12 protein-coding genes and 3 pseudogenes are annotated in these 21059 nt (G+C 62.6%); 3 read left to right on the top strand and 12 right to left on the bottom strand.

What is annotated here, in order from left to right; translation table 11 throughout:
* Window positions 1-163: 163 nt before the first annotated feature.
* On the top strand, window positions 164-370 hold the full coding sequence (locus ACVMDN_RS06005; protein WP_069279423.1) for a hypothetical protein: 207 nt from the start codon (window positions 164-166) through the stop codon (window positions 368-370).
* Window positions 371-774: 404 nt separating this feature from the next.
* Here the strand turns inward: ACVMDN_RS06005 and ACVMDN_RS06000 are convergent.
* From ACVMDN_RS06000 to ACVMDN_RS05955, 10 genes and pseudogenes are all read right to left on the bottom strand, one after another.
* Window positions 775-1678, bottom strand: a pseudogene (locus ACVMDN_RS06000) (replication initiator protein A).
* A 3-nt stretch (window positions 1679-1681) separates the two neighbouring features.
* Window positions 1682-1960, bottom strand: a complete 279-nt coding sequence (locus ACVMDN_RS05995) for a helix-turn-helix transcriptional regulator (protein ID WP_081334860.1) — start codon at window positions 1958-1960, stop codon at window positions 1682-1684.
* 859 nt (window positions 1961-2819) lie between these two features.
* On the bottom strand, window positions 2820-3140 hold the full coding sequence (locus tag ACVMDN_RS05990) for a DUF736 domain-containing protein (RefSeq protein ID WP_018454792.1): 321 nt from the start codon (window positions 3138-3140) through the stop codon (window positions 2820-2822).
* Between the two features lie 605 nt (window positions 3141-3745).
* Complete coding sequence (locus tag ACVMDN_RS05985) at window positions 3746-4177, bottom strand: hypothetical protein (RefSeq protein ID WP_456835492.1); 432 nt, start codon at window positions 4175-4177, stop codon at window positions 3746-3748.
* Window positions 4178-4318: 141 nt separating this feature from the next.
* Window positions 4319-5236: a DUF2493 domain-containing protein gene (locus ACVMDN_RS05980; protein WP_456835493.1), complete on the bottom strand. Its 918-nt coding sequence runs from the start codon at window positions 5234-5236 to the stop codon at window positions 4319-4321.
* A 377-nt stretch (window positions 5237-5613) separates the two neighbouring features.
* Window positions 5614-6675, bottom strand: coding sequence for a DUF7146 domain-containing protein (locus ACVMDN_RS05975; protein WP_456835494.1), 1062 nt, complete (start codon window positions 6673-6675; stop codon window positions 5614-5616).
* On the bottom strand, window positions 6675-10997 hold the full coding sequence (locus ACVMDN_RS05970; RefSeq protein ID WP_456835495.1) for a strawberry notch-like NTP hydrolase domain-containing protein: 4323 nt from the start codon (window positions 10995-10997) through the stop codon (window positions 6675-6677). Before ACVMDN_RS05970 ends, ACVMDN_RS05975 begins: the two co-directional genes overlap by 1 nt.
* Window positions 10998-11232: 235 nt before the next feature.
* Complete coding sequence (locus ACVMDN_RS05965) at window positions 11233-11454, bottom strand: hypothetical protein (protein ID WP_456835496.1); 222 nt, start codon at window positions 11452-11454, stop codon at window positions 11233-11235.
* Window positions 11451-13577, bottom strand: coding sequence for a ParB/RepB/Spo0J family partition protein (locus ACVMDN_RS05960; RefSeq protein WP_456835497.1), 2127 nt, complete (start codon window positions 13575-13577; stop codon window positions 11451-11453). The genes ACVMDN_RS05965 and ACVMDN_RS05960 overlap by 4 nt, the downstream gene beginning before the upstream one ends.
* Window positions 13578-14000: 423 nt before the next feature.
* On the bottom strand, window positions 14001-15194 hold the full coding sequence (locus ACVMDN_RS05955; protein WP_456835498.1) for a DUF932 domain-containing protein: 1194 nt from the start codon (window positions 15192-15194) through the stop codon (window positions 14001-14003).
* 962 nt (window positions 15195-16156) lie between these two features.
* Here ACVMDN_RS05955 and ACVMDN_RS05950 point away from each other — a divergent pair.
* A pseudogene (locus ACVMDN_RS05950) lies at window positions 16157-16536 on the top strand (hypothetical protein).
* A gap of 244 nt (window positions 16537-16780) precedes the next feature.
* Here ACVMDN_RS05950 and ACVMDN_RS05945 read toward each other — a convergent pair.
* On the bottom strand, window positions 16781-17104 hold the full coding sequence (locus tag ACVMDN_RS05945) for a DUF736 domain-containing protein (protein ID WP_069279415.1): 324 nt from the start codon (window positions 17102-17104) through the stop codon (window positions 16781-16783).
* 1406 nt (window positions 17105-18510) lie between these two features.
* A protein-coding gene (locus tag ACVMDN_RS05940; protein WP_141343507.1) for an IS630 family transposase occupies window positions 18511-19453 on the bottom strand; the annotation gives its coding sequence in 2 pieces (ribosomal slippage) (window positions 18511-19113 and window positions 19115-19453; 942 coding nt in all).
* Window positions 19454-19674: 221 nt separating this feature from the next.
* Between ACVMDN_RS05940 and ACVMDN_RS05935 the strand changes: the two are divergent.
* A pseudogene (locus ACVMDN_RS05935) lies at window positions 19675-20990 on the top strand (DUF3422 family protein).
* Window positions 20991-21059: the final 69 nt, after the last annotated feature.

The raw sequence follows: 21059 nt of genomic DNA, 5'->3' as shown, positions 1-21059 counted from the left end.
AGGAATCCACCTCAAGCGCGTCGACCTGGAAGCGTTCTCGTACAGCGCATGGCTGTTCACGGCGCTCGTCCAAAGGCGCCTCCCCGCGCTTTGCATCGAGACGCGCCATGCCGAGGCGGCGCTGAACGCGACCTACCGGAACGACACCAAAGATATTGCGCAGATGATGCGGACCGGCTGGTTCCGCGCAGTCCACGTCAGGCCGGAGAGCGTGCAAACGTTGCGGGCGCTGCGGGTCGGGCGGACGGCGCTGCTCGGCAAGCTGCTGGATATGGTGAACGCGATCCGCGACTCGTTGCGCACGTTCGGGCTCAAGGTCGGCGACGTATCGGCAGGCCGTCTTGAAGCCATCAAGCATTGCGCTTGTTAGCCTGACCGCCCATTCTCCAGATTCCGGCATGTGGTGGCTTTGGTGCCAACCACGCATGTCGCCGAGTTCTCCTCGACGAGCGAGCTGCCGCAAGGGAACACAAGGAGTGTAATACGGTGACCCCGACCTTGGCGTTCGCGCGGTACTACGCGCGACCGCATCTGTAGGTTCGAGAAACGAGTTGCATTGCAAGAAAGCGTGGCGCGTGGGAGAGCAAGTGCAAGAGGCATCGCTGCAGGCGTGGCCTGCTTGTTGATAAAACGTTGGGGTCAGTAGGTTAGTGAAGTGAGCGCGCTCGTAAAGCGCGGAGAAGCAAACAATTAAGCTCAATTTCAGACCTCGACAGCAGGAGGATTGGGTTCCCGGTGGCACGAGGGTCGCGGTCCTCGATAGCACGAGCTGATTCACAGATTGTTCTCCGAATTTGGAATAAGACCGCGCATGCGCAGGCACGCCGTGAAGGGACCACCAAGCTTCGGTACGAAGTTCAGCTGCTCGGTACCGTTCGGATCGCGCGTGAACACAAGCTGATAGCCGGGCAACGTCTGGCGTTGGACGATCTGACAGACGGCGTCGGCCAAGTGCTTGAGCGGCGAGAGAATGCCGGACTTGGCATGGAGATCCACAAAGGTCGGGAAGCTCGAGCCGCCGTGGTGGCGCCCACCGTGCTTGCGCATGAGCGAGTAAAGGCGATGGTCGATTCCGCCTGTCAGGTTGAAATAGGGTGCGACCGATCGTCAGCACGAGCCCATGATCAACCACACCCGTATAGAACCAATCAGGCAGGATCAGCTCGAGATCAAATGAACGCCCGTTGACATCGACCGTCTCCTTCCACTCGTTGATCCAGGAGCAACGATGCGGTCGCCATTCTGTCGGCTGGCGGATCGAAGTCTGCACTGTCATTGATTGCGGTCTGTCGAGCCCGCTCTTTAGCCGGCCATATTCCCGCGCGCTGGTGTCGCGAGCGACAAAGGTCGAAATCTCGTAACGCGTTGCAGCCATCAGGCGCGACGTTTTCAAACCGGTGTCACGGGCTTCGACGATTTGGCGCACGGCCCAGATCGGCACATCTGCATCCGAAATGGCCGCCATGCCGTGTTTCCGCATGGCTTCGACGCGAATTACGATCGTGCCGGCACAGAAATCGATTGGCACGATGCGATTTGTCTTTGCGCGTGAGAAGAAAGGATAAGCCACGAGATCCTGCGCATCGCGCGGCGCGAGATTGGCAGGATGGGCGCGAAACGGGGCAAGCTGCTCGCGCTCTGAACGGCGGCGGTGCGCCGAGGATTTGCTAATGGACATTGCTTAGCGCCGCTCTTTACCTGCATAAGGAATTGGCGCATGCCGTTTTGCGGGCAGTACGGTGCCGGTACCGGGATCGGAAGTCGATTTCTTCTTGCCCAGTTCGGCCCAGGCTGTCAGGTCAGCTACCGAGTAGACCACACGCCCACCGATCTTGTGATATTCCGGGCCGGTTCCGTACGTTCGATGTTTCTCCAAAGTGCGGCCAGACAAACTCAAAAAGCGCGCGGCTTCGGACGTTCGTAGGTAACGCGGCGTCTTACCCGCGTTCGGATCGGACATTTGAAAAGCTCCGTGATCGTCTGGAGCGCGAACGAGGTTCGCCGCGCGTCGACGGCCACCATCGCGGAGTAGCAGCGCTTAGGGGGATGCCGAAGATGACGGAGTGATTTTCGATACCCCTACGGAAGGCCTATTCGTCCTCGCGCCCGGGCCACAGAAGCTTGCGATAGAAGCCGCCCACCAGCGATTGCGCGGGCGAGCGCGCGGATAGCAGAGCTCGGGCGCTTGCCCCTGCTATTTGGACGATTGATCCCAAGCTTGGGCTTCGCGCGCGCCCGTTCATCGTGCGCCAGAGTAACTGGGCTACATATGCCCGTTCGTCGCCATCAAACGTCAACTCGGCTGCGTATGACGAACCGACCAGCTGCGGCTCCCTGGACCAGATGCGGTGCTCCACCGAATCGACGCGCAGAACCGCAGTCGAGTCATTGGGTGCGACGCACCTGCCCGGCCGCAAGATCGAACCGTAGCCGAGACGCTGAACTTGCGAGAAATGCGGCTGCTGCGATCAAGATCGACCGCACTCATAGCGTCGCCGGAGCCGGTAGGATCGTTCGACAACAATAGGAACGATCGCTCGGCTCAGCTCCCGTATAGCGCTGGATTCAAGGAGATCATGGCTGAAAATCCGCGTCGGAACCCCGACGATCTACTTATTACGCAGGAGGAGCGAGCGGGTTTAAGCCGCCAAAGCACTGCGATCTCTCAGCAAGCACTACCGTGCTCGGACAGATTGCTGAAGCGTCGGGATCGAACCGGGGGCCTGCTCAAGAGCGCCGCGCGGCTTGGCAATCGTAAGCCGCCTCAGTCCAGTTGCGAAGCGCCCCGCCAGATGGCGGGGCGCAGCACTCGGCTCAACTCACTCGCCGTTCTTGCGCGGCCGCGACCACAGCAGCGTGTAGCCCTCGCCACCTTCGTCGTCGAACAGGTTCGCGTAGATCGGTGCGTTGAAGGAGGGATCGTCGAGCTTAAGCGAGAGGTAATCGCGGCCCTCCTCGGAGCGCTTCGACCAGGCGGCGCCGATCTCGGCCCGGCCCACATAGATGCGGTGGCTCGGAGCGTTGTCGTTGGAGCGGTTGGTTTCGGCGACGATGCGGACGCCCTTGGCTTGCAGGCTCAGGGTGACGATCTCGCCCTGGAAATCGTTACCGACCTTCTTGAAAGAACCGATGTTAGCCATGTCACTTCTCCTGTTGTGTTTCGAGCCCGCGACCACCGCGGCCTCGATGGCGATCTAAAGGCCGGGGACGATCGGCGACGCACCCCTCGCGGGCCGGAGCGCAGCGGAGGACGCCGTTGTGGCGACTTTCTTGCCTCGCGAGGAATGGGCGAAGCCCAGGGGAAGAAAGTCGCATCAACGGCGTTGCGGCTCAGACGATCGAGGCGAAGCCGGTCTTCGGCCAGATCAAGCCATCAAGGAGGCCACGTGCGTCCGCGTGCTGAACCGCAATCTTGAGGAGGAGACTGGCGAATCTCGGTTGAGCTGCACAAGATGTCGGAACGATTCAGCGAAGAGAAAGAAACAATCTGCCGCGAAGGGCGGTATCGTCCATGAAGAACGATCGAGAGCGCGACACACGCCGCTGCGACCACGTGGGCCGGGCGGAGATCGCCAGCCTGGTCGAAGCGCTCCGAAGAGAGCCGCGATTACCTCTCGCTCCAGGTCCCTTACCCCCGCATTCAATATGCCGATCCAGGCGAACCCGTTCGACGAGGACGCTGACGAAGGATCATCCCTCGCGCGCGGCGGCCGCAAGAACGGTTGAGACGGGTTGCTCCACCAGCCTAGCCGGCTCGAACAGGCGGGCCTTTGCGAGCAAGAACCGTCAAGCGCGTCCACGTCGTGCCGCCAATGCAAAACGCGCCCAAACAGGCGAAGGCCTCACGCCAGGCCAGCGACGGCACCGCGATCTGGGACAGGGCGAACACCACATTGTAGCCGGCGATGGCAGTTGGAACGGCGAATATGGTCGCAATCACGAGGCGCAGAGCCAGCGATCGGGTAACAGCGAAGGCGACCTCACCGGCGGCAAGTGTCAGCGCGCCGGCCACACTTCCGACGAGCAGCGCGCCGATGACGCCGGCGCCACCGTGGAACGCTATCATCCCGCAAATGAGTGCGACGAGAAACGGCAAGGCATGCACTGCCAGCGCGAACATCGCCCAGCAGAACAAGCCGATGCCGAGCGCATTGAGGATAAGCCCAAGGGCGGGCATGGTGGCGGCTCCATTTGCATGGGTTTGCAAGTCGCGCTTTCCACCACCACCACAGCGCAACTTCGGATATACAGTCTGAACGAGGCGGAGTTGCGGCGCGCACAACTCCGCTTTGGTGGTTAGGAGACGAGAAGACGGCGCTCACGCGCCGCCGAACCTCCAAACGGGGATGCCGAAACGCTTCGCTTTGTCGGCAAGGTTGTCCTGGATCCCTGAACCCGGAAAGTGCATGACGCCGATCGGTAACAGTTCGAGCATGGCGTCATTGCGCTTGAAGGGTGCCGCCTTGGCGTGCTTCGTCCAGTCGGGCTTGAAAGCGATATGGGGCACCTTGCGACTGGTCGCCCATTTGGAGGCGATCAGTTCGGCCCCTTTGGGCGAGCCGCCATGGAGCAGGACCATGTCGGGATGCTTGGCATGAACCTTGTCGAGGCGATCCCAGATGAGGCGATGGTCGTTGAAGTCGAGCCCGCCGGTGAATGCGATCTTCACTCCCTGCGGCAACATGACCTCGGTCTCGGAACGACGCTTGGCGGCGATGAAGTCGCGGGAGTCGATCATCGCTGCGGTGAGCGTGCGATGGTTGACCAGGGAGCCCGACCGAGGACGCCAGGACGAACCGGTGTGGACCTCAAATCGTTCGATCGCCTGGTCGCGGAAGAGTTCCAGGCAATTTCTGCGCTCGATCAGCGTGATGCCCTCCGCGGTCAGGCGCTCGAGCTCAACCGATCGCACCTCGGACCCGTTCTGCTCTCGCTGGCTCTTGTGCTGCGCTTGTTCATTGTCGTCGAGCTGGCGTTCGATGCGCTCGACGGCACGATGAAACAGGTTGACAGTCGCCCAAAGGAGATCGTGGAGGTCCGGCTCAAGCCGCGTATCGCTGAGAGTCGCAACCAAGGCGTCAAACATATCGGCGGTGGCATCGACGATCATCTTGCCCTCGGGAAGAGGTCTTGGATCTGGCTGGTCGTCGAAGGGACGATAGCCGAAGAGCTGCAATTCGCTCAGGACGTGGTCGGTCGGAGACTGCGCCGGTTCGATGTCGTCGTGGTCGGTCATGGGAAGAGGTCCTTTGCCGGATTGGCCGCGCCCATCGCGGCCTTCGTGGCGATCACTCAGACGGCGGGCGGAACGGGCCGGCACCCGTAAGCGGCTCGTCCGCCGAAGCCCGGCAGGGCGTAGGCGGAAGCGTCAGGGCCGAAGCGGCAGCGGAGGATGGCGGAGGCCGGCTATTTTGCTTCGCGATGCAAAGCGCGCCGATCGGATCACTGGCGTGCCTCCCATCGCCTGCGCGCGGCGGAAAATAGCCGGACGCAGCCATTGCCGGCCCGGACCGCTTGCCGTCCGATCGCCCTCTAGAAGGCCGTGGTCGCGTGCTCTTCCGGTATCGGCCTAATCTACGACCGACCCATCGCGATCGATCGATGGATAGCGGCTTATTCAGCGGCCAGCGTTGGCGAACGGAGGAAGCGGTCGACGTCTTCCGGTGCGAGTTGAAGCCGCAACACTGCTCGGAGGGCCTCACGGCCGAAGATGTGCAGATCTTCATTGAAGTCGCCCGTCCGAGGCGACAGTGCGATCGCTTCAACGCCGGCGTCTTCCGCGCGCTGGATGAGGATAGCCTGTACGGCATCTCCGGCGGCATCGGCGTCGCGGGCGATGTAGAGGCGACGTAGCCCGGACGGCAGCAACATGGCCGAAAGGTGATTGGCCGACAGCGCAGCGGTCATCGGCAAGGTCGGCAGTACGTAACGCAGCGACAGCATGGTCTCGATGCCTTCGCCCGCAGCGAGCACGTCGTCCACCCGGCCGAAACGCACGGCATTGCCGAGCAGGTCGCCCATCGCCCGTCGTGGCGTGTCGATCGGAGCTTTGCCGAGCCGGATGCGGTCAAAGCCGTCTGGATCCAGCCATGTGCGATGCACGCCGGAGATCCGTCCATCGAGATCCGTGACGCGGGCTATCATCGCTGGCCATGTTTCGCTCGGCAAATGGTCGTCCGGTCGATAATAACAGCGTGGGTGGAAGCGCAAACTGTCGCCATGGTGGATGCGGGCTATTCCGCGACGCTGCAAATAGGCTTCGACCATTGTACCGTCGATCGGGCTGGACATGGCAAAGAGGCGACGGGCAGCTTCCTGCGATCCGGCCGGCACTGCTGGATCCACGAGTTCTGGAGGACGTTGTCGCTCGGAACGAGGTAGCATCAGAAAGCGTCTCGCCTCCCCGGTCACTTCGCGAAAGTCGCGCAAGGCCAGACTTTCGCGGATGATGTCGAGGAGGTCACCATGTTCTCCGGTCGCGGCATCGCTCCACTTACCGGCGGGACCTTTCGGCGACTGCTGCAGCCGTACGAACAACGAACGGCCCGGCGCGTTGTGGACGTCGCCGACCACCCAATACCGTCCCACCCGCTTGCCATTGGAGAGATAGTGCCTGCATACCGCCTCGGCCTCTCGCGCGAGGCGGCGTGCCAATTCAGAGGCATCGCGCGGCATCACGCGGCCTCCCGCCCACCAATGCGCGCAACCGGATAGCTGTCGAGTACCTTCGACAGGATCTCGACACCGCTTGCGTCCGCGGGCACGAACATCCGCAGCTTCCAGGAGATGATCTCGCCAAAGAGCCCATAAGCCCGCAGACGATCGCGCATGGTGTCGTTGAATCCCGACAGCTCGATGCGGGCTGCGCCCATCACCCGCACACGGCGAAGCTTCAGCCCCTCCGCGAGATCAAGGACGATCTGTCCCTCCATCAGCGCGGCAAAGGCGGCGTCCGGCGCCATCGAGGGCGCATCAGCGGCAAGGACGTTCGCGACCCAGGCGGCCGAGACCTTGCGGCCGATGATGCGTTCGCCCGCATCGGTCTGGAGACGATAGACGCGGGTCGATTCGTTCGGCAGCCGCTTCCAGATGGGTAGTAGCAAGCCCGCCACGATGTGGATCGTATTTTCCGTGAACTCCGGTACCTCGGCGAGTTCCATAAGCCAGGCGGCGGCAAAGCGTTTGCGATCCGCTTCGGCCCAATGGCTTTCCGCCATCATGTCGAGGGCGACGCTGTGCTGCTCCATCGGCCGTACCAGGCGGATGCGCCGCTCGATCTCGCCATCGTCGAGCATGAAACTCGGGGCCGGAAGCTGCACGGCAGCACGGCCCGAGCGCTCATTGAGCAACAGGATCGCGTGATGGTCGGAACGGCGAGCCAGGGCGTCATCGAGACCGATGGGATGATTGCGCTGGCGCTGGACGATGGTGAGCAGCCGGGTCTCCGCACCAGTCCCGGGGTGGGTGTAGATCGTCCGCCGGTCGGTGACGACAAAGCTCTCGGCGCAGAGCGTTTCCAGTCCAATGTCGTAGGTGCCGGAGCTAACCGCGCCCTCGATCCGAGCAGTCAAAAGCTGATCGAAGGCGGTGAACAGAATGTTCTGTAGGTCGATGGTGAGCGCCAGCAAGCGATTGAGGAACGTCTTGATCGGCGGCAGGTCGTCCCTCAGCCCATTGGCATCAGTCAGCTTCAGGCCGGTCGCATCCTCAAATCTCGCGAGCGAGCAGCCGTCGACCTTGCCTCGCACGAGCAGGACATAGAGTTGACGCAAGGCGTCACGGCCGTACTGGCTTTCGAGATTGTCCTCGGGCCGGAACAGGCCCTGCCCTCCGGTCTGGCGCTGACCGCGCGTGATGGCGCCCAGTGTGTCGAGCCGACGGGCAATGGTGCTAAGAAAACGTTTTTCGGCCTTCACGTCGGTTGCGATGGGACGAAACAGCGGCGGCTGTGCCTGATTGGTCCGGTTGGTCCGGCCAAGCCCCTGGATCGCGGCATCGGCCTTCCAGCCGGGCTCGAGCAGGTAATGGACCCGCAACCGTCGATTCCGGGCTGACAGGTCGGCGTGGTAGCTCCTTCCCGTACCGCCCGCGTCGGAGAACACGAGGATGCGCTTGACGTCGTCCATGAAGGCCGTGGTCTCCGCGAGGTTCGCCGAGCCAGCTCGGCTCTCGACCACCAAGCGGTCGTGCTTGCGAACTATGCGGCGCGAACTGCCGGTCACTTCTGCGACAAGTTCGGTCCCGAAACGCTGGATGACCTGATCCAACGCCCCGGGAACAGGCGGCAGCGAGGCGAGCTTTTCGATCAAGCGATCGCGGCGGGAGACGGCATCCCTGCTCTCAACCGGTTGACCATCGCGATAAACAGGCCGCGAGCAAAGATGACCGTCCGAGTCGGTGAAGGGCTCGTAAAGCTGGATCGGAAACGAATGGGCGAGATAGTCGAGCACATATTCGCGAGGCGTGATGTCGACCTGGACGTCGCCCCACTCCTCGGTCGGAATCTCGGCGAGCCGACGTTCCATCAGCGCTTCGCCCGTTGACACGATCTGGATCACGGCGGCATGGCCGGCGTCGAGATCGCGCTCGATCGATCGGATCAGCGAAGGCGTCTTCATCGAGGTCAACAGATGCCCGAAGAAGCGCTGCTTGGCGCTTTCGAAGGCGGATCGCGCCGCAGATTTTGCCTGCGCGTTCAGCGTCCTGGTTTCGCCGGTGATGTTGGCGGCCCGCATCGCCGCATCGAGGTTGTTATGAATGACGCTGAACGCGCCAGCATAGGCATCGTAGATGCGAACCTGCTCCGGCGTCAGCTGGTGCTCGACCAGTTCGTACTCGACGCCCTCATAGGACAGCGAGCGGGCGGAGTAGAGACCGAGCGCTTTAAGATCACGCGCCAGCACCTCCATGGCCGCCACCCCGCCCTCCTCGATCGCCTCGACGAACTCGGCGCGCGTGCCGAACGGAAAGTCGGCGCCGCCCCAAAGGCCGAGGCGTTGGGCATAAGCAAGGTTGTGCACCGTGGTGGCGCCCGTCGCCGACACATAGACCACGCGAGCATTCGGCAAGGCGTGCTGGAGCCTCAGCCCGGCGCGCCCCTGCTGAGAGGCCGCCTGGTCGCCGCGCTCGCCTTTGCCCCCGACCGCATTCTGCATGGCGTGGCTCTCGTCGAAGACGATCACTCCGTCGAAGTCGGAGCCCAACCATTCGACGATCTGCCTGACGCGCGAAAGCTTCTCGCCACGCTCGTCGGTGCGTAGCGTGGCATAGGTGGTAAATAGGATGCCCTCCGAAAGCCGGATCGCCGTGCCCTGGCGAAACCGCGACAGGGGCGTAACCAGCAGGCGCTCCATGCCGAGCGCCGACCAGTCGCGCTGCGCATCCTCGATCAGCTTGTCGGATTTGCTGATCCACACCGCCCGGCGGCGGCCCTTGAGCCAATTGTCGAGCAGGATCCCGGCGACCTGCCGTCCCTTGCCCGCACCGGTGCCATCGCCCAAGAACCAGCCGCGACGGAAGCGGACCGCGTTCTGAGCGCCCTCGCAGGCGGCGGCCACGACATCAAATGTCGCGTCGACCGACCAGAAGCCTGCCAGCAACTCGCTATGTGCTTCGCCAGCATAAATGACGCTCTCGAGCTGGGCGTCCGACAGAAGTCCATCTGTCACCACACGCGACGGCAGGTGCGGACGATAGGTCGGCTTCGGTGGCGCGACGGACGCCATCGCCGCGGACTGCACGAGTTCGGTCGGATGCGGGCACGATCCGGGAATAAGGATCGACTGCAACCCGTATGTCTCATAAAGGGCATCGGTCAGTCGGGCTTCTTCCGGCGGCGACCACTCGACTGTCCCGTAGTTGAGCTCCAGGCCTTCTGACGCCGCGCTTCCCGAGGTGGACGGTGAACACAGTGCAGCGGCGGCGCTCGATTTCGACTTGGCGGGATGACAACGGCTAAGGTCGACCGGTACCGACGTCGCGATGGGCAGTCTCGAAGGCACATGCTGGGTCACCCAGTCAAGCAAGGTTCCGACATGGCTCGCCATGCCCAATGAAGCTGAAAAAACCTTCGGATCAGCCGCCGGCAGCTTGTCGATCACAAGCAGCCTTGTGTCCGTTTGTGTTCCGTGCCTGGCGTAAAGTGCGCCGTCAATGGCGGCAGAAAATGCCACCCGCCCGCGTTCCTGGAGACGAACAAAGGCTTCCGTCCATGCCGGATTCTCCGGCGCGAGGCTCGCGCCAACGATCGCGACAAGACGCCCGCCATCGCAAAGCCGTGCCAAGGCCGAGGTGATGTGCCGGAGGGCCGCGTCCGGCATCGGTCGTTCGACATTCGCCACCGCCGAGAACGGCGGGTTCATCAAGACGACGCTTGGGGCGACGCTCGCATCGAGATGGTCATCGATTTGGGCGGCGTCGAAGCGGGTGACTTTAAGATTGGCGAACAGATGATCGAGCAATGTCGCGCGCGCCTCGGCCAACTCGTTCAACACCAAGGCGCCGCCCGAAAGCTCGGCAAAGATAGCGAGCAAGCCTGTCCCCGCAGAGGGCTCGAGAACGCGATCGGCGGGCGTCACGCCCGCCGCCGTAGATGCAACAAAGCCGAGCGAAATCGGCGTCGAGAATTGTTGGAGTGCCTGGCTATGCTCGGAACGCCGCGTATGGGTCGGCAGACAGCTCGCGATGCTCGCGAGCATCGGCAGCATGGCGGCCGTCGAGCCAGCCCGGGCGCGCATGGCCGGTCCGAACTTGCGAAGGAATAGAACGGTCGCCGCCTCGCAGACGTCATAGGCGGTCTTCCAGTTCCAGGCGCCGGCCGCGTCCGAGCCGGCGAACGCCGCCGCCATGGCGCTGCGCAAGACGGCGGCATCGATGCGACGGCCGCGTTCGAGCTCGGATAGGAGATTCTGTGCGGCGCGGAGGGCGGCGGAGGTGAGACTTGCAGCGGCACGCATCGAGAGCGGCGCGGCGGCGGCGCCGGCGAGAGATTCGGTCATGTCAGTGTCTTTCGGAGAGCGGGAATGGGGCGAGCCGGCTGGCGCTCTCTCTGGACCGTGCCGGCTCAAACCCGTCCCGGCCGCTCTCTGCCTCTCATGACCCGGCCGACCCTCACGGCTCGCCCAAGGCGAAATGAACTGCCGGCACGGCGTGGGCTGACCCGCCGGCCTCACGGCGTGACCTGAGCGATGAACTCCTCGAGGAGATCGTTGGTGGACTTTTGATTCGCCGAGATCACAACGACCGCGCCGCCAAAACCATCGGCACGCATCCACTAACAAGCAAAGGAGGAAACGGCCGATACTGCTCCAGCGTCAGCGAGCGCCGCACGATGTCCTGAACGATGAATTCCCGCTCATTGGAAAGTCGAAAGCCCGGCACGAAGCCGGGCGCGGTGTGAGAATTGCGATGGAAGGCGTGCGGGACGGCCTCAGGCCGTCCCGCGATAGGCTTCATTCGGCGGCATCGAGCTGTGGTTCGTCGTCGCCGCCGCCGTCCTCCTGCCCTTGGTCGACGAGGAATTCGGGGAGCGGGCCAGCCTCCGCCTCCTGTTCCATTGGCGCGGCGGTGGCGTCGACAAGACGCAGCAACTCCGGCAACCAGCCCGAACCATCGAGAAGACGCTCGGCCTCCTTGGCCATATCGGTCTTCTTCAGGTGATCGATCAATTGCGCGGACGATTCACCTCGTGCCTCCCGCACCGCCTCCAGAATACGAGGCTTGGTGACGCGGCCGAGATAATTATCGACTGTCGGTCTCCAGCCGGATTGAACCATGTCGAGGCCGACGGCGCGTGCCAGCACATCAGCCTGGCGGAGCCGAGAGCTGAGGCCGTCGGCGGAGACACGGCCCTGATTGTAACGGTTGGCCGGCTCATGGACGGCGTTGACCGCAAATGACGCACAGTGAGCGAACAGGGATGCCTGTGCGGCACCGTCAAGGACCGTGAGCGCATCCCACAGGTCGTTCTCGCTCTTGGGCAGCTGCGCCCTCCAGGACTCGTGCCGGGCCTCAACGGCCTTGGCAGACGCGCTTTCCCTGAGCCCGGGGGCTTGAGTGGGAAAGGTCGGCGTGCGCAGTCCGATCTCCAGACACGTGCCGGACGATCCGTGTCGGTAAAAGGCCGTCAGCACGAAATTGTGCAGCACCGCCTGGAACGCGATTGCCGGATTTTCTGCCAGCGCATCGCGCAATGCCAACGTACGATGCGCCGTCAGTTCGGTGATGAGCCGATCCGGCAATGGCCGTGCCACATCCTCATCGCCCTCCTCCGGCTCGCTCGATGCACCGGCGAGCGAAATCGTCGTGCGCTGAACGGACGCGCCGGGCTCCTGCCCTTCAGTCAAGGTTGTATTGGTGCCCTGCTCGCCTTCGACATCGGCCGCAGGCACCTCGTCCTCCGGTCGGAGATAACCCCGATTGACCGAAAGCCGCCCTTCGCCATCGATGCTGACGAAGACGCCCGCCCTGGCCATCTGGTCCGGCTCGAAGACGCCCGGCCGGTCGTTGAACGCTTCGAGCGTCTGCTCGAGTTCGCCGAGCCGCGCGTCCACCTCCTCGGGCAGTTCGTCCGCACCTTCAAATCTCGTCTGAAGCGCGTCGTATTCCGCCTGGAGAGCATCGAAGCGCGCCTGCTCCTCGGCGTTGAGAGCCGCCGGATCTGAGTCGAGCCGACGGAGGCCATGGTCATGGCCGTAGGGAAAGCTGGCGGCGGTGACCTCGATCCACTTCCAGCCTTCGGCGGCGATCGTCTCGGCATCTGTCCGCAACTTCTCAGCCACGAGACGCTCCAGCAAAGCGACGTCCTCGAGCCAGCCGCCGCCATCTTCTTCGAACAGATCACGCAGCACCTTGCCGCCGGCCGCTTCATAGGCCGCGAGGCCGACAAATCGGACGCGCTTGTCGGATCCCCGCACCGCGCGCTCGGTCAGAAGACGCCTGATCTGATATGGTTCGTCGTAGCCCGACTTGCTGACGTTCTCCCAGACCTGTTCCTGTCGGGCGTGATCGTCGGTAACGGAGAACGCCATCAGCTGTTCGAGCGACATACCCTCGTCGGCGTAAATGTCGAGCAGCTTCGGCCAAACGGCCGCAAGCCGCAGCCGCTGCTTCACCACGTTGACCGATACGAAGAAGATGGCGGCGATATCCTCCTCGGACCGCCCTTGCTCGTGCAGGGTGTGGAATGCCCGAAACTGGTCGAGGGGATGAAGCGCGACGCGGTGCACGTTCTCGGCGAGCGAGTCCTCTTCCGCGGTGACCTCGCTACCCATGTCACTGACGATGCAAGGGACTGGCGCCGTCTTTGCCAGACGCTTCTGCGCTACCAGAAGCTCGAGCGCGCGATAACGGCGGCCGCCGGCCGGCACCTCGAACATGCCGGTTTCCTGGCCTTCACCGTCGAGCACGGGCCGGACGTTGAGACTTTGCAGCAGGGAGCGCCGAGCGATGTCCTCGGCGAGATCCTCGATCGAGATGCCGGCCTTGAGGCGCCGTACATTGTTCTGACTCAAGACGAGCTTGCTGAAGGGAATGTCGCGCGAGGGCGACAGCTTGATCTTCTGAACGGCCTTTGCCATGTCAGTTTCTCCGAAAACGGGCGGCCGGGAGCCTCTCTCTCGGCCTCCAACCCCGTTCGCGATCAGGCCCACCCTCCTCTCGCTCGCTTTTGCGGCGAACGATGGCGATGATTGGCGGCTGCCGCGCTGTCGGAAAACTGGGTCGCGCCCTCGGATCTTCTTGGGTCTCGATCTCGGATGCGATCCGGATCGCCCCTCCGCTTTCGAAGTCGAGGTCGTGGAAGTGCCTCTCCATCGACGACCGGGGGACCATCACCCAGTTTGGGCTGAGACGTGGGCGACCGCTCTACCGCCCAAGCTCCGCCGCGGATCGTCGCCCGCGACGGACATGACCGTTTCCGCGAGAGGGCAGCGCGCGAACTCGCGAACCGACAAAGCGCAGACGGGCCGAGCCGGAGAGCGCAATCTCCGGCTCGGCCGAAATTACGCCACGCGGTCGAGCAACTTCTTGGCCTTGGCTTCCATGTCCAGGCGGACATCCTGATGCGGCTTGTCGCGCGCGAGCGCGGTGATGCCCTGCACGAAATCGAAGATGCTTTCAGGCGGGCGGCCTTCCTCCACCAGCACCGCGTCGATCACCTTGCCTGCCTCGGCCCTGGAGAAGCCGCGGCGGCGCAGAAACTCGGTGCGATCCTCGTCGCTGCGTGCCACGATCCGCTCGCGGGCGGCCTTGATGCCGTTGACGAAGGGCATGGGTGAGGAGTCGGCGAAGCTTAGCAGTGCCGGGGCTGCCTCGTGAGCAAAGCGGGAGGCTGCGTATTTGGAATGACGGATGGTCATCTCCTCGAAATCCTCCACGCCCCACAGATTGCGATTTTGACAAACCGCACGAAGATAGAAGCTCGCCATGCCGAGCGTCTTCGCACCGACTTCCGAGTTCCAGCAATAGAAGCCCCGGAAATAGAGGTCGGGCGAGCCGTCCCGGAGACGACCGGCTTCGATCGGGTTCAGGTCATCGACCAGAAACAGGAAAACGTCCCTGTCCGATGCATAGAGGGTCGTCGTGTCCTTGGAAATATCGACGCGGGGATTGTAGATGCCACTTGACCAGTCGAGCACACCGGGGACCTTCCACCGTGTATCGCCTGTGCCATTGCCAGCGATGCGCTGTACGGCCTCAACCAGCTCGTGGTCGTAGATCCGGCCATAGTCGGGACCGGTGACGGCACGAAGCTCCACCCGGTTATCCTCGGTCTCGAGCGTCTTGATCTGCTCGGCCCGATTGGCGGTCAGGCCATATTGCAGGTTGATGGCTGCGAGGGCCGCGGGGAGCTGCCGCAGGTAGGCGGCCGGAGCGCCAACCTGGCTTGCAAGCTGGCCGAAGCTCCAGTGGGTCGGCGCGACTGGCCTGTCCGAGCCGGGCAGCATCAGGGCCAAGCGCTCGGGATCGGCACTTCTTGCCTCGACATGGATGAGCGCGCTTTCGACCACGCGCGTGCGGCTGCGGTCCGTGCGATCGCGCACCGTGCGGGCCAGGTCGTTGAGCGACAGATAACGTTCATCCGCCGGACGGCAGAACCACTCCGAGGACACCCGACCAACGCACTCGCCGCGGCTGACATCCACTTTGTAACCGCAGCTGGCGTTGCGGCCGGCATCAACAATCTGCGTATTCATGGGAGCAATCTCCATGACGGGCGCCGGAAGACTCTCCTCCGACCTTCAACCCATCATGGCCAGGGCCGCTCCCCTCTGCCTCTCCTGTATCGTCAGTCCAACGCCCGCGGCCAAGACCCCAACCAGGACCCACGACATCCAGCCCCGCCGCAGCTTCCGTCAGGGATGGAAGCCCGCAGGGTGAAAACCCGGCGCAAGGCGGGGTTTCAGCGCCAGCCGACAGCCCGGTCCCGCAGGGAGACGGCAATAAACTCAGCCAACGCCTGCAAAGACATCTAACCGGAATCGAAGGCGGCTTGATAAAGCTGCTCGATCTTCGTGACTTCGTCTGGTGTCAACCGGGAGAATTCGTTGTCACGGGCGCCCTTTAGCAGCTGCCCTTCATCGAAGCTCCGCAAGGCGGGCTTCGCTGGGAAGATCCTGTTCGATGGTCCTCTGCACGCATGCGTACAGAAATTCCGCGTGCGGCGTTGCCTCGAAGAAGCGATAGAAGTCAGTTATCGTTCAAGATCTTAACGTTGCCGTGTGGGGTCGGCTCGCCTCAGGCGCGTGACGCGGCATGTAGATGCGCCATTTCCCTTGCATCAAGGATGCGGTGCTTTGTTCCGATAGCCGAAAGCACGCGTGGGACCGGGACAGCTGGCAGGCGTCAATCAGCGCTGCGCAGCTGGCGGCGATCGCGACCACTGGCAGCCTCAGATCATGAAAAACGCCCACCGGACCTGAAAACTTTGGTCGCATGGGCTCGATCCGTGAAAAACCTTCCCGATCGTGATTTCCGACCGCAATCTCACGAAAAAGCTTTCCCAAGGAAAAATATGCGGAAGATCCCACAAGCCACGATGCGCGACCCCGCCGGCGCCGGAAGCAGGGATGGCGCCATTTGTTGCAGGGGCGGGGCACCTCAAGCCAAAATGTAATCGTGCTACATAATCGTCGAATATGTAGCACGAAGATAACAAATGCCGACTCCTCATAATCCGCCGCCGTTCGACGAGCCATGCGCAAGCTTGGCGCTGACATCCACGACGCCCGCCGAGGCCGGCGGCTGCCGATGGCCGTCGTGGCCGAGCGCGCCTTCACGTCCCGTTCGACCCTGCAAAGAGTCGAAGCCGGCGATACCAATGTCAGCATTGGCATCTATGCCGGCGTCCTTCAGGCGCCTGGTCTGCTCGACGGTCTGAGCCAGATCGCCAACATCAGCAACGATCGCGTCGGACAGGCACTGGCCAGCGCCGAACTGCCCAAGCATGTCCATATCAAACGCAAGCCATCTTCAGGGAGCCTTTCGGACAAACACGAGAGGTCAAGTCGCCCTTCTAGGCTGCATGACATCCATTGATTGGGTCCGGCCCGCCGCGTTCGAAAGGCCCTGTTCCTTTATCGCCAGCCTCTGCCCCGACGAGCCTTGTCGGATGCACGGCACTCATACGCGCCGAAACCTGCGCTCGACCGGACGCGAATGCATCGCGCCAGATCGATCCGTGCATGCGAGTGGCCCATCCAGCGCCGAAGGGATTCTCGCTGGCGCGTGCATAAAAAAGAACCCCGCCCAAGACTGGGCGGGGCTTTGAAGGATCCGCGTCTCACTCGCCGTTCTTGCGCGGCCGCGACCACAGCAGCGTGTAGCCCTCGCCACCTTCGTCGTCGAACAGGTTCGCGTAGATCGGTGCGTTGAAGGAGGGATCGTCGAGCTTGAGCGAGAGGTAGTCGCGGCCCTCCTCGGAGCGCTTCGACCAGGCTGCGCCGATCTCGGCCCGGCCGACATAGACCCGGTGGCTCGGTGCATTCTCGCCGGAGCGGTTGGTTTCGGGGACGATCCGGACGCTCCTGGCCTGGAGCGAGAGGGTGACGATCTCGCCGGTGAGCTCGTTGTTGCCGGTCTTCTTGAAGGTGCCGATGGTCGCCATAGTGGTTCTCCTTGATCTGAAGTTTTCCGAGCCCGCACCTTGCGGCCTCGATGGTGATCGACAGGCCGGAGGCGATCGACGGCGCACCCCGAAGGGGCCTGACAGCAAAGGAGCAACTTTCTTGGCTCGCGCGAGGAATGACGGCGCAGCCGGCAGGGGAAGAAAGTTGTGACGCCGCTGTTGCGCCTTAGGCGGTCGAGGCGTCAGCCGTCCTTCGGGCAGATCACTCCATCAAGAGGCCGTTGGTGCGCTCGGCCTACAGAACTGACGTCAAGGAGAATGTGGCGAGTTCGACCGCACCGAGAGGCCGGCAAGTGAGTTCGATGGTGACACGCGCCCTCTCCCTTCAACAACGGTCGGATCTGGCGTCGTGATTACGCGTCGGCCGCGCGGCCCGTTCACATTTATTGTCGGCCGTATCTGTGATCCGCCGCTATTTGTCGATCGCTCACAACGATCGCCACGTATCTGCCCCCTGCGACATCGGTCGAGCCGCGACGCTCGCGCTGCTCTGAGTGACGCTTCAAAGACGAGGACGGCGAGCGCTCCAGCTGCGCGATCCAGTCAACCTCACTCGACGTGACGTTATCAGCCCATCGCCGAGCCTTGCCCCGCGGGTCCGGGCGCGGTCATTCGCAGGGCTCTGCATCGACAAATCCAACGAGAGCGTGGCCGCTCAAACAATGGCAGCGGCCGGGCGAGCGATCATCTTGCCGAAAACAGGCAATTCCCTATGGCCTGTGCCACGTGCGCATTCTGTCAGAATACAAGCGCGCGTCATGTCTGGAACCCGCCTCCGACTGTCTTCGAAAGCTACATTGCGTAAAAAAGACGCGAGAGTGCCCGTTCTATAGTGCTGGCCCAAATCCTGCACCGGCTCTCTGCGCCAGGAAGTTTGGCGATGGCAACAAGATGGGAGTCGAGTTTGGGCCTCGATCCGTCAATCGACAATGCGGTTGCCGCACCCGAGGTCGCTTGTGTGCACCACGCTGGGAGAACGGAAGACGTTCCTGCTTGCCACGACCTCGCGCGGCATCGGTCATGCCACCGGAAAACTGCTTTCAGAAGAGGGCCAGCGTATCTTCACTTGCACGCCGCATCCCTTCGGTGGCGGGCGATGTCGGTGGGATTCGGAGACAGACAACCATGTCCACGTAAATCTAGGCATTCGTCGGACGGCGCCGCGCGCCACCGCCAAGGTCGCGGAACGGCTTGCTGGCGCACCGCTACACCTATTGAGCCACAATGCCGGCATTTCGCCATAGACACCGGACCATACGTTGATGTCATTCGAAAGCTGGATGAGGCTGCTTCATCTCAATCTGCCTAGGCCTGACCTTCCTCCCGCAAGACCTCTTTCCCGAGTTAAAGGCGGCCTCGCTAGAGCATTTTCCACATGATGTGGATCATCTGGTGTATCCAGCATGCCTAAAGTAGTTGGCACACATCTGCGGCGCAAACGACTTGACGAGTTTGCCGATGAGTTTGAGCAGGGCTTGGACCGTGCGGGTGGCGCCTTTGCGCAGCGCAGCTTTCAACCGGGAGAAGGCCTGTTCGATTGGATTGAGGTCGGGCGAGTAGGCCGGCAGATAACGCACGCGGGCGCCGACAGCCTCGATCGCCTCGCGGACACCGGCGATCTTGTGAGTGCGCAAGTTGTCCATGAAGACGATGTCGCCCTTGCGCAAGGTCGGCGCCAGGACTTGCTCGACATAAGCCAGGAACGAGGGCCCATCCATTGCACCGTCGATGACATAGGGCGCCGTGAGGCCATCGATGCGCAGCGCGGCGACAAGCGTCAGCGTCTTCCAGTGACCATGGGGCACGCCAGAGACGAGGCGCTCACCGCGAGGAGAGCGCCCATAGTGCCGGACCATCTTCGTCGTGACCGCAGTCTCGTCGATAAAGATGAGGCGCGGTGCACGCAGCTTGGGCTGCTCGGCTTTCAGCGCGGCACGCTCGGCAGCGACGTCAGGTCGATCCTGCTCGGCGGCGTGCAGTGTTTTTTTTGAAGGTGATGCTGTGACGGTCGAAGAAACGCCAGATCGAACCGATGCCGGCCTTTTGCTTTCTCTGAGAGCGCAGACGCGCGCGGATCTCCTCGAGCGTCAGGTCCGGCTCCGCGGCGATCAGCTCGATCAGCCACTGCTTGTGCTGCTCCAACGGCGAGCGGCTGTGCCCGGTGCCGGGCTTGGCCTCAACGTTTCCGGTCTTCCTCCAACGATCCATCCATCGGATCGTAGTCGAAGCGCCGAGATTGAGAATGCGCGCAGCCTCACGTGCGCTTTCGCCGGACTCAACAAGCTCAACCGCACGCACCCTGAGGTCCTTGGAGTATCCCTTCGCCATCGCATGCCCCGCATGTTGTCGCGGGCAACACCGAATCTGATTTGCGTGCCCGTGGGAATCCCCTTTGACTGTTCCGATTCACCTCAACTGGAAACCGCTCTAGTGATCGTCGAATGACTCGATCAGCAACCTAGCCGCGCGCAACCGTTTCCCAGCACCGCCATTGCCTCCCGCGTCAAGGCTGACAGTTGCCTGCTCACCCTGAAGCGAGGCGTCAATACATGATCGATGAACTGGACCTACGAACCTTCACGCCACATCCGCAACGCGACGCTGTGCTCGGCGAAGTGCACGCGCGCCCTTTCACGCGCCTTGTTTCGCCCTTCAGCGTGATCCACTTCGCTTTTCTTGCACAGGGCGAGGCGGCCACAAGCGATCGCTGCCGCTTTATCGATTTTTGCGTCGAGCGCAATCTTACGCCGCCTGAGCAATCGGCGAAACTTCATCAAATTGTCATCGGGCCCGCTACGCTGGGAGCAGCATTCAGAATTTACAACATTCACCTGGATCTGGACTAACGCAAATTGTTCTGCCGCAGACCAATTTGACAAAGTTGATGGTACCGTCCGATCGCTGATCCGCGCGTTGCGTCAGACCGGGCAGTTGCTGGTCGCGATCAGGCTAGAAGTGGAGCAGGACGCCTCGCCGACCAGGCGGGCCGAACAGATTTTTGACAAGAACAGCCTGGCCATGGTTGCCACAAAGAGCGGCGCAGGCGTTGCGGCCTCAGACTTCCGCGTAGACGAAAAAGGCTTCACGAAAATCCTCGTCTGCGACCTCGGGTTGACGTCGCACGATCTCGGAGCGCTGGTGCAACGGCTCCTGGAAATCGAGACCTACCGTCCATTGGCGCTGCTTGGGCTGTCGGCGGCCCTTTTGCACCATCTGTTGATCGCATCGACCGCCGTCTTGTTGAGGCGCTCGAGAAAATGCAAAGCGGTGAGGGGCTGCAGTTCAACAACCATCTGCTTGCCGAGCTGACGGCGCTGGCCGCATCCTTCGAAAGAGGCGCGACCGGCAGCCTGTTTCGCTTCGGCGCCAGCAGGGCCTAAAACGAGCTGGTCCAATCGCGACTATCCATCATTGAAGGCAATGATGTCTCGGGCTATCCAACCTGTCGTCGTTTCTGGCGCGCCGCATGGCGCCGGCGATGCGAACCTGCGCGACTGTGGAGGATCGTCAGGCGACTCTGTCGGTCAAGCTCGCTCGTGCCGCCGATCTGTTGCGAACCCGGGTCGACGTCGAAATCGAACGACAGAACCGTGACCTGTTGCAGGCTATCAACGAGCGCGCGAGACAGCAACTTCGGCTGCAGTGCACGGTCGAAGGATTGTCGGTCGGGGCGATAGGATATTATGTGGTCAGCCTGTTTAGCTATCTAGCCAAGGGCGCGCATGATGTCGGACTGCGAGTAGAGCCCTCGTTCCTGACCGCAGCCTTCGTGCCGATCGCGCTCGGCGTGATCTGGCTGGTGAGTTACAATGTCCGAAAGCGACACCTCAAGCACGACGACGCGCCCTCGGTTACTTGCGACTAAAGCTCCTTGAGGGAATCGGTGCGTCCGTCCTGCGAAGCTCGCATGGTCGCGGTGCGACGCTGCCGCGCG

The sequence above is a fragment of the Bradyrhizobium sp. USDA 4510 genome (genome assembly GCF_054059095.1).
This window is presented reverse-complemented; position numbering and strand designations above follow the sequence as displayed.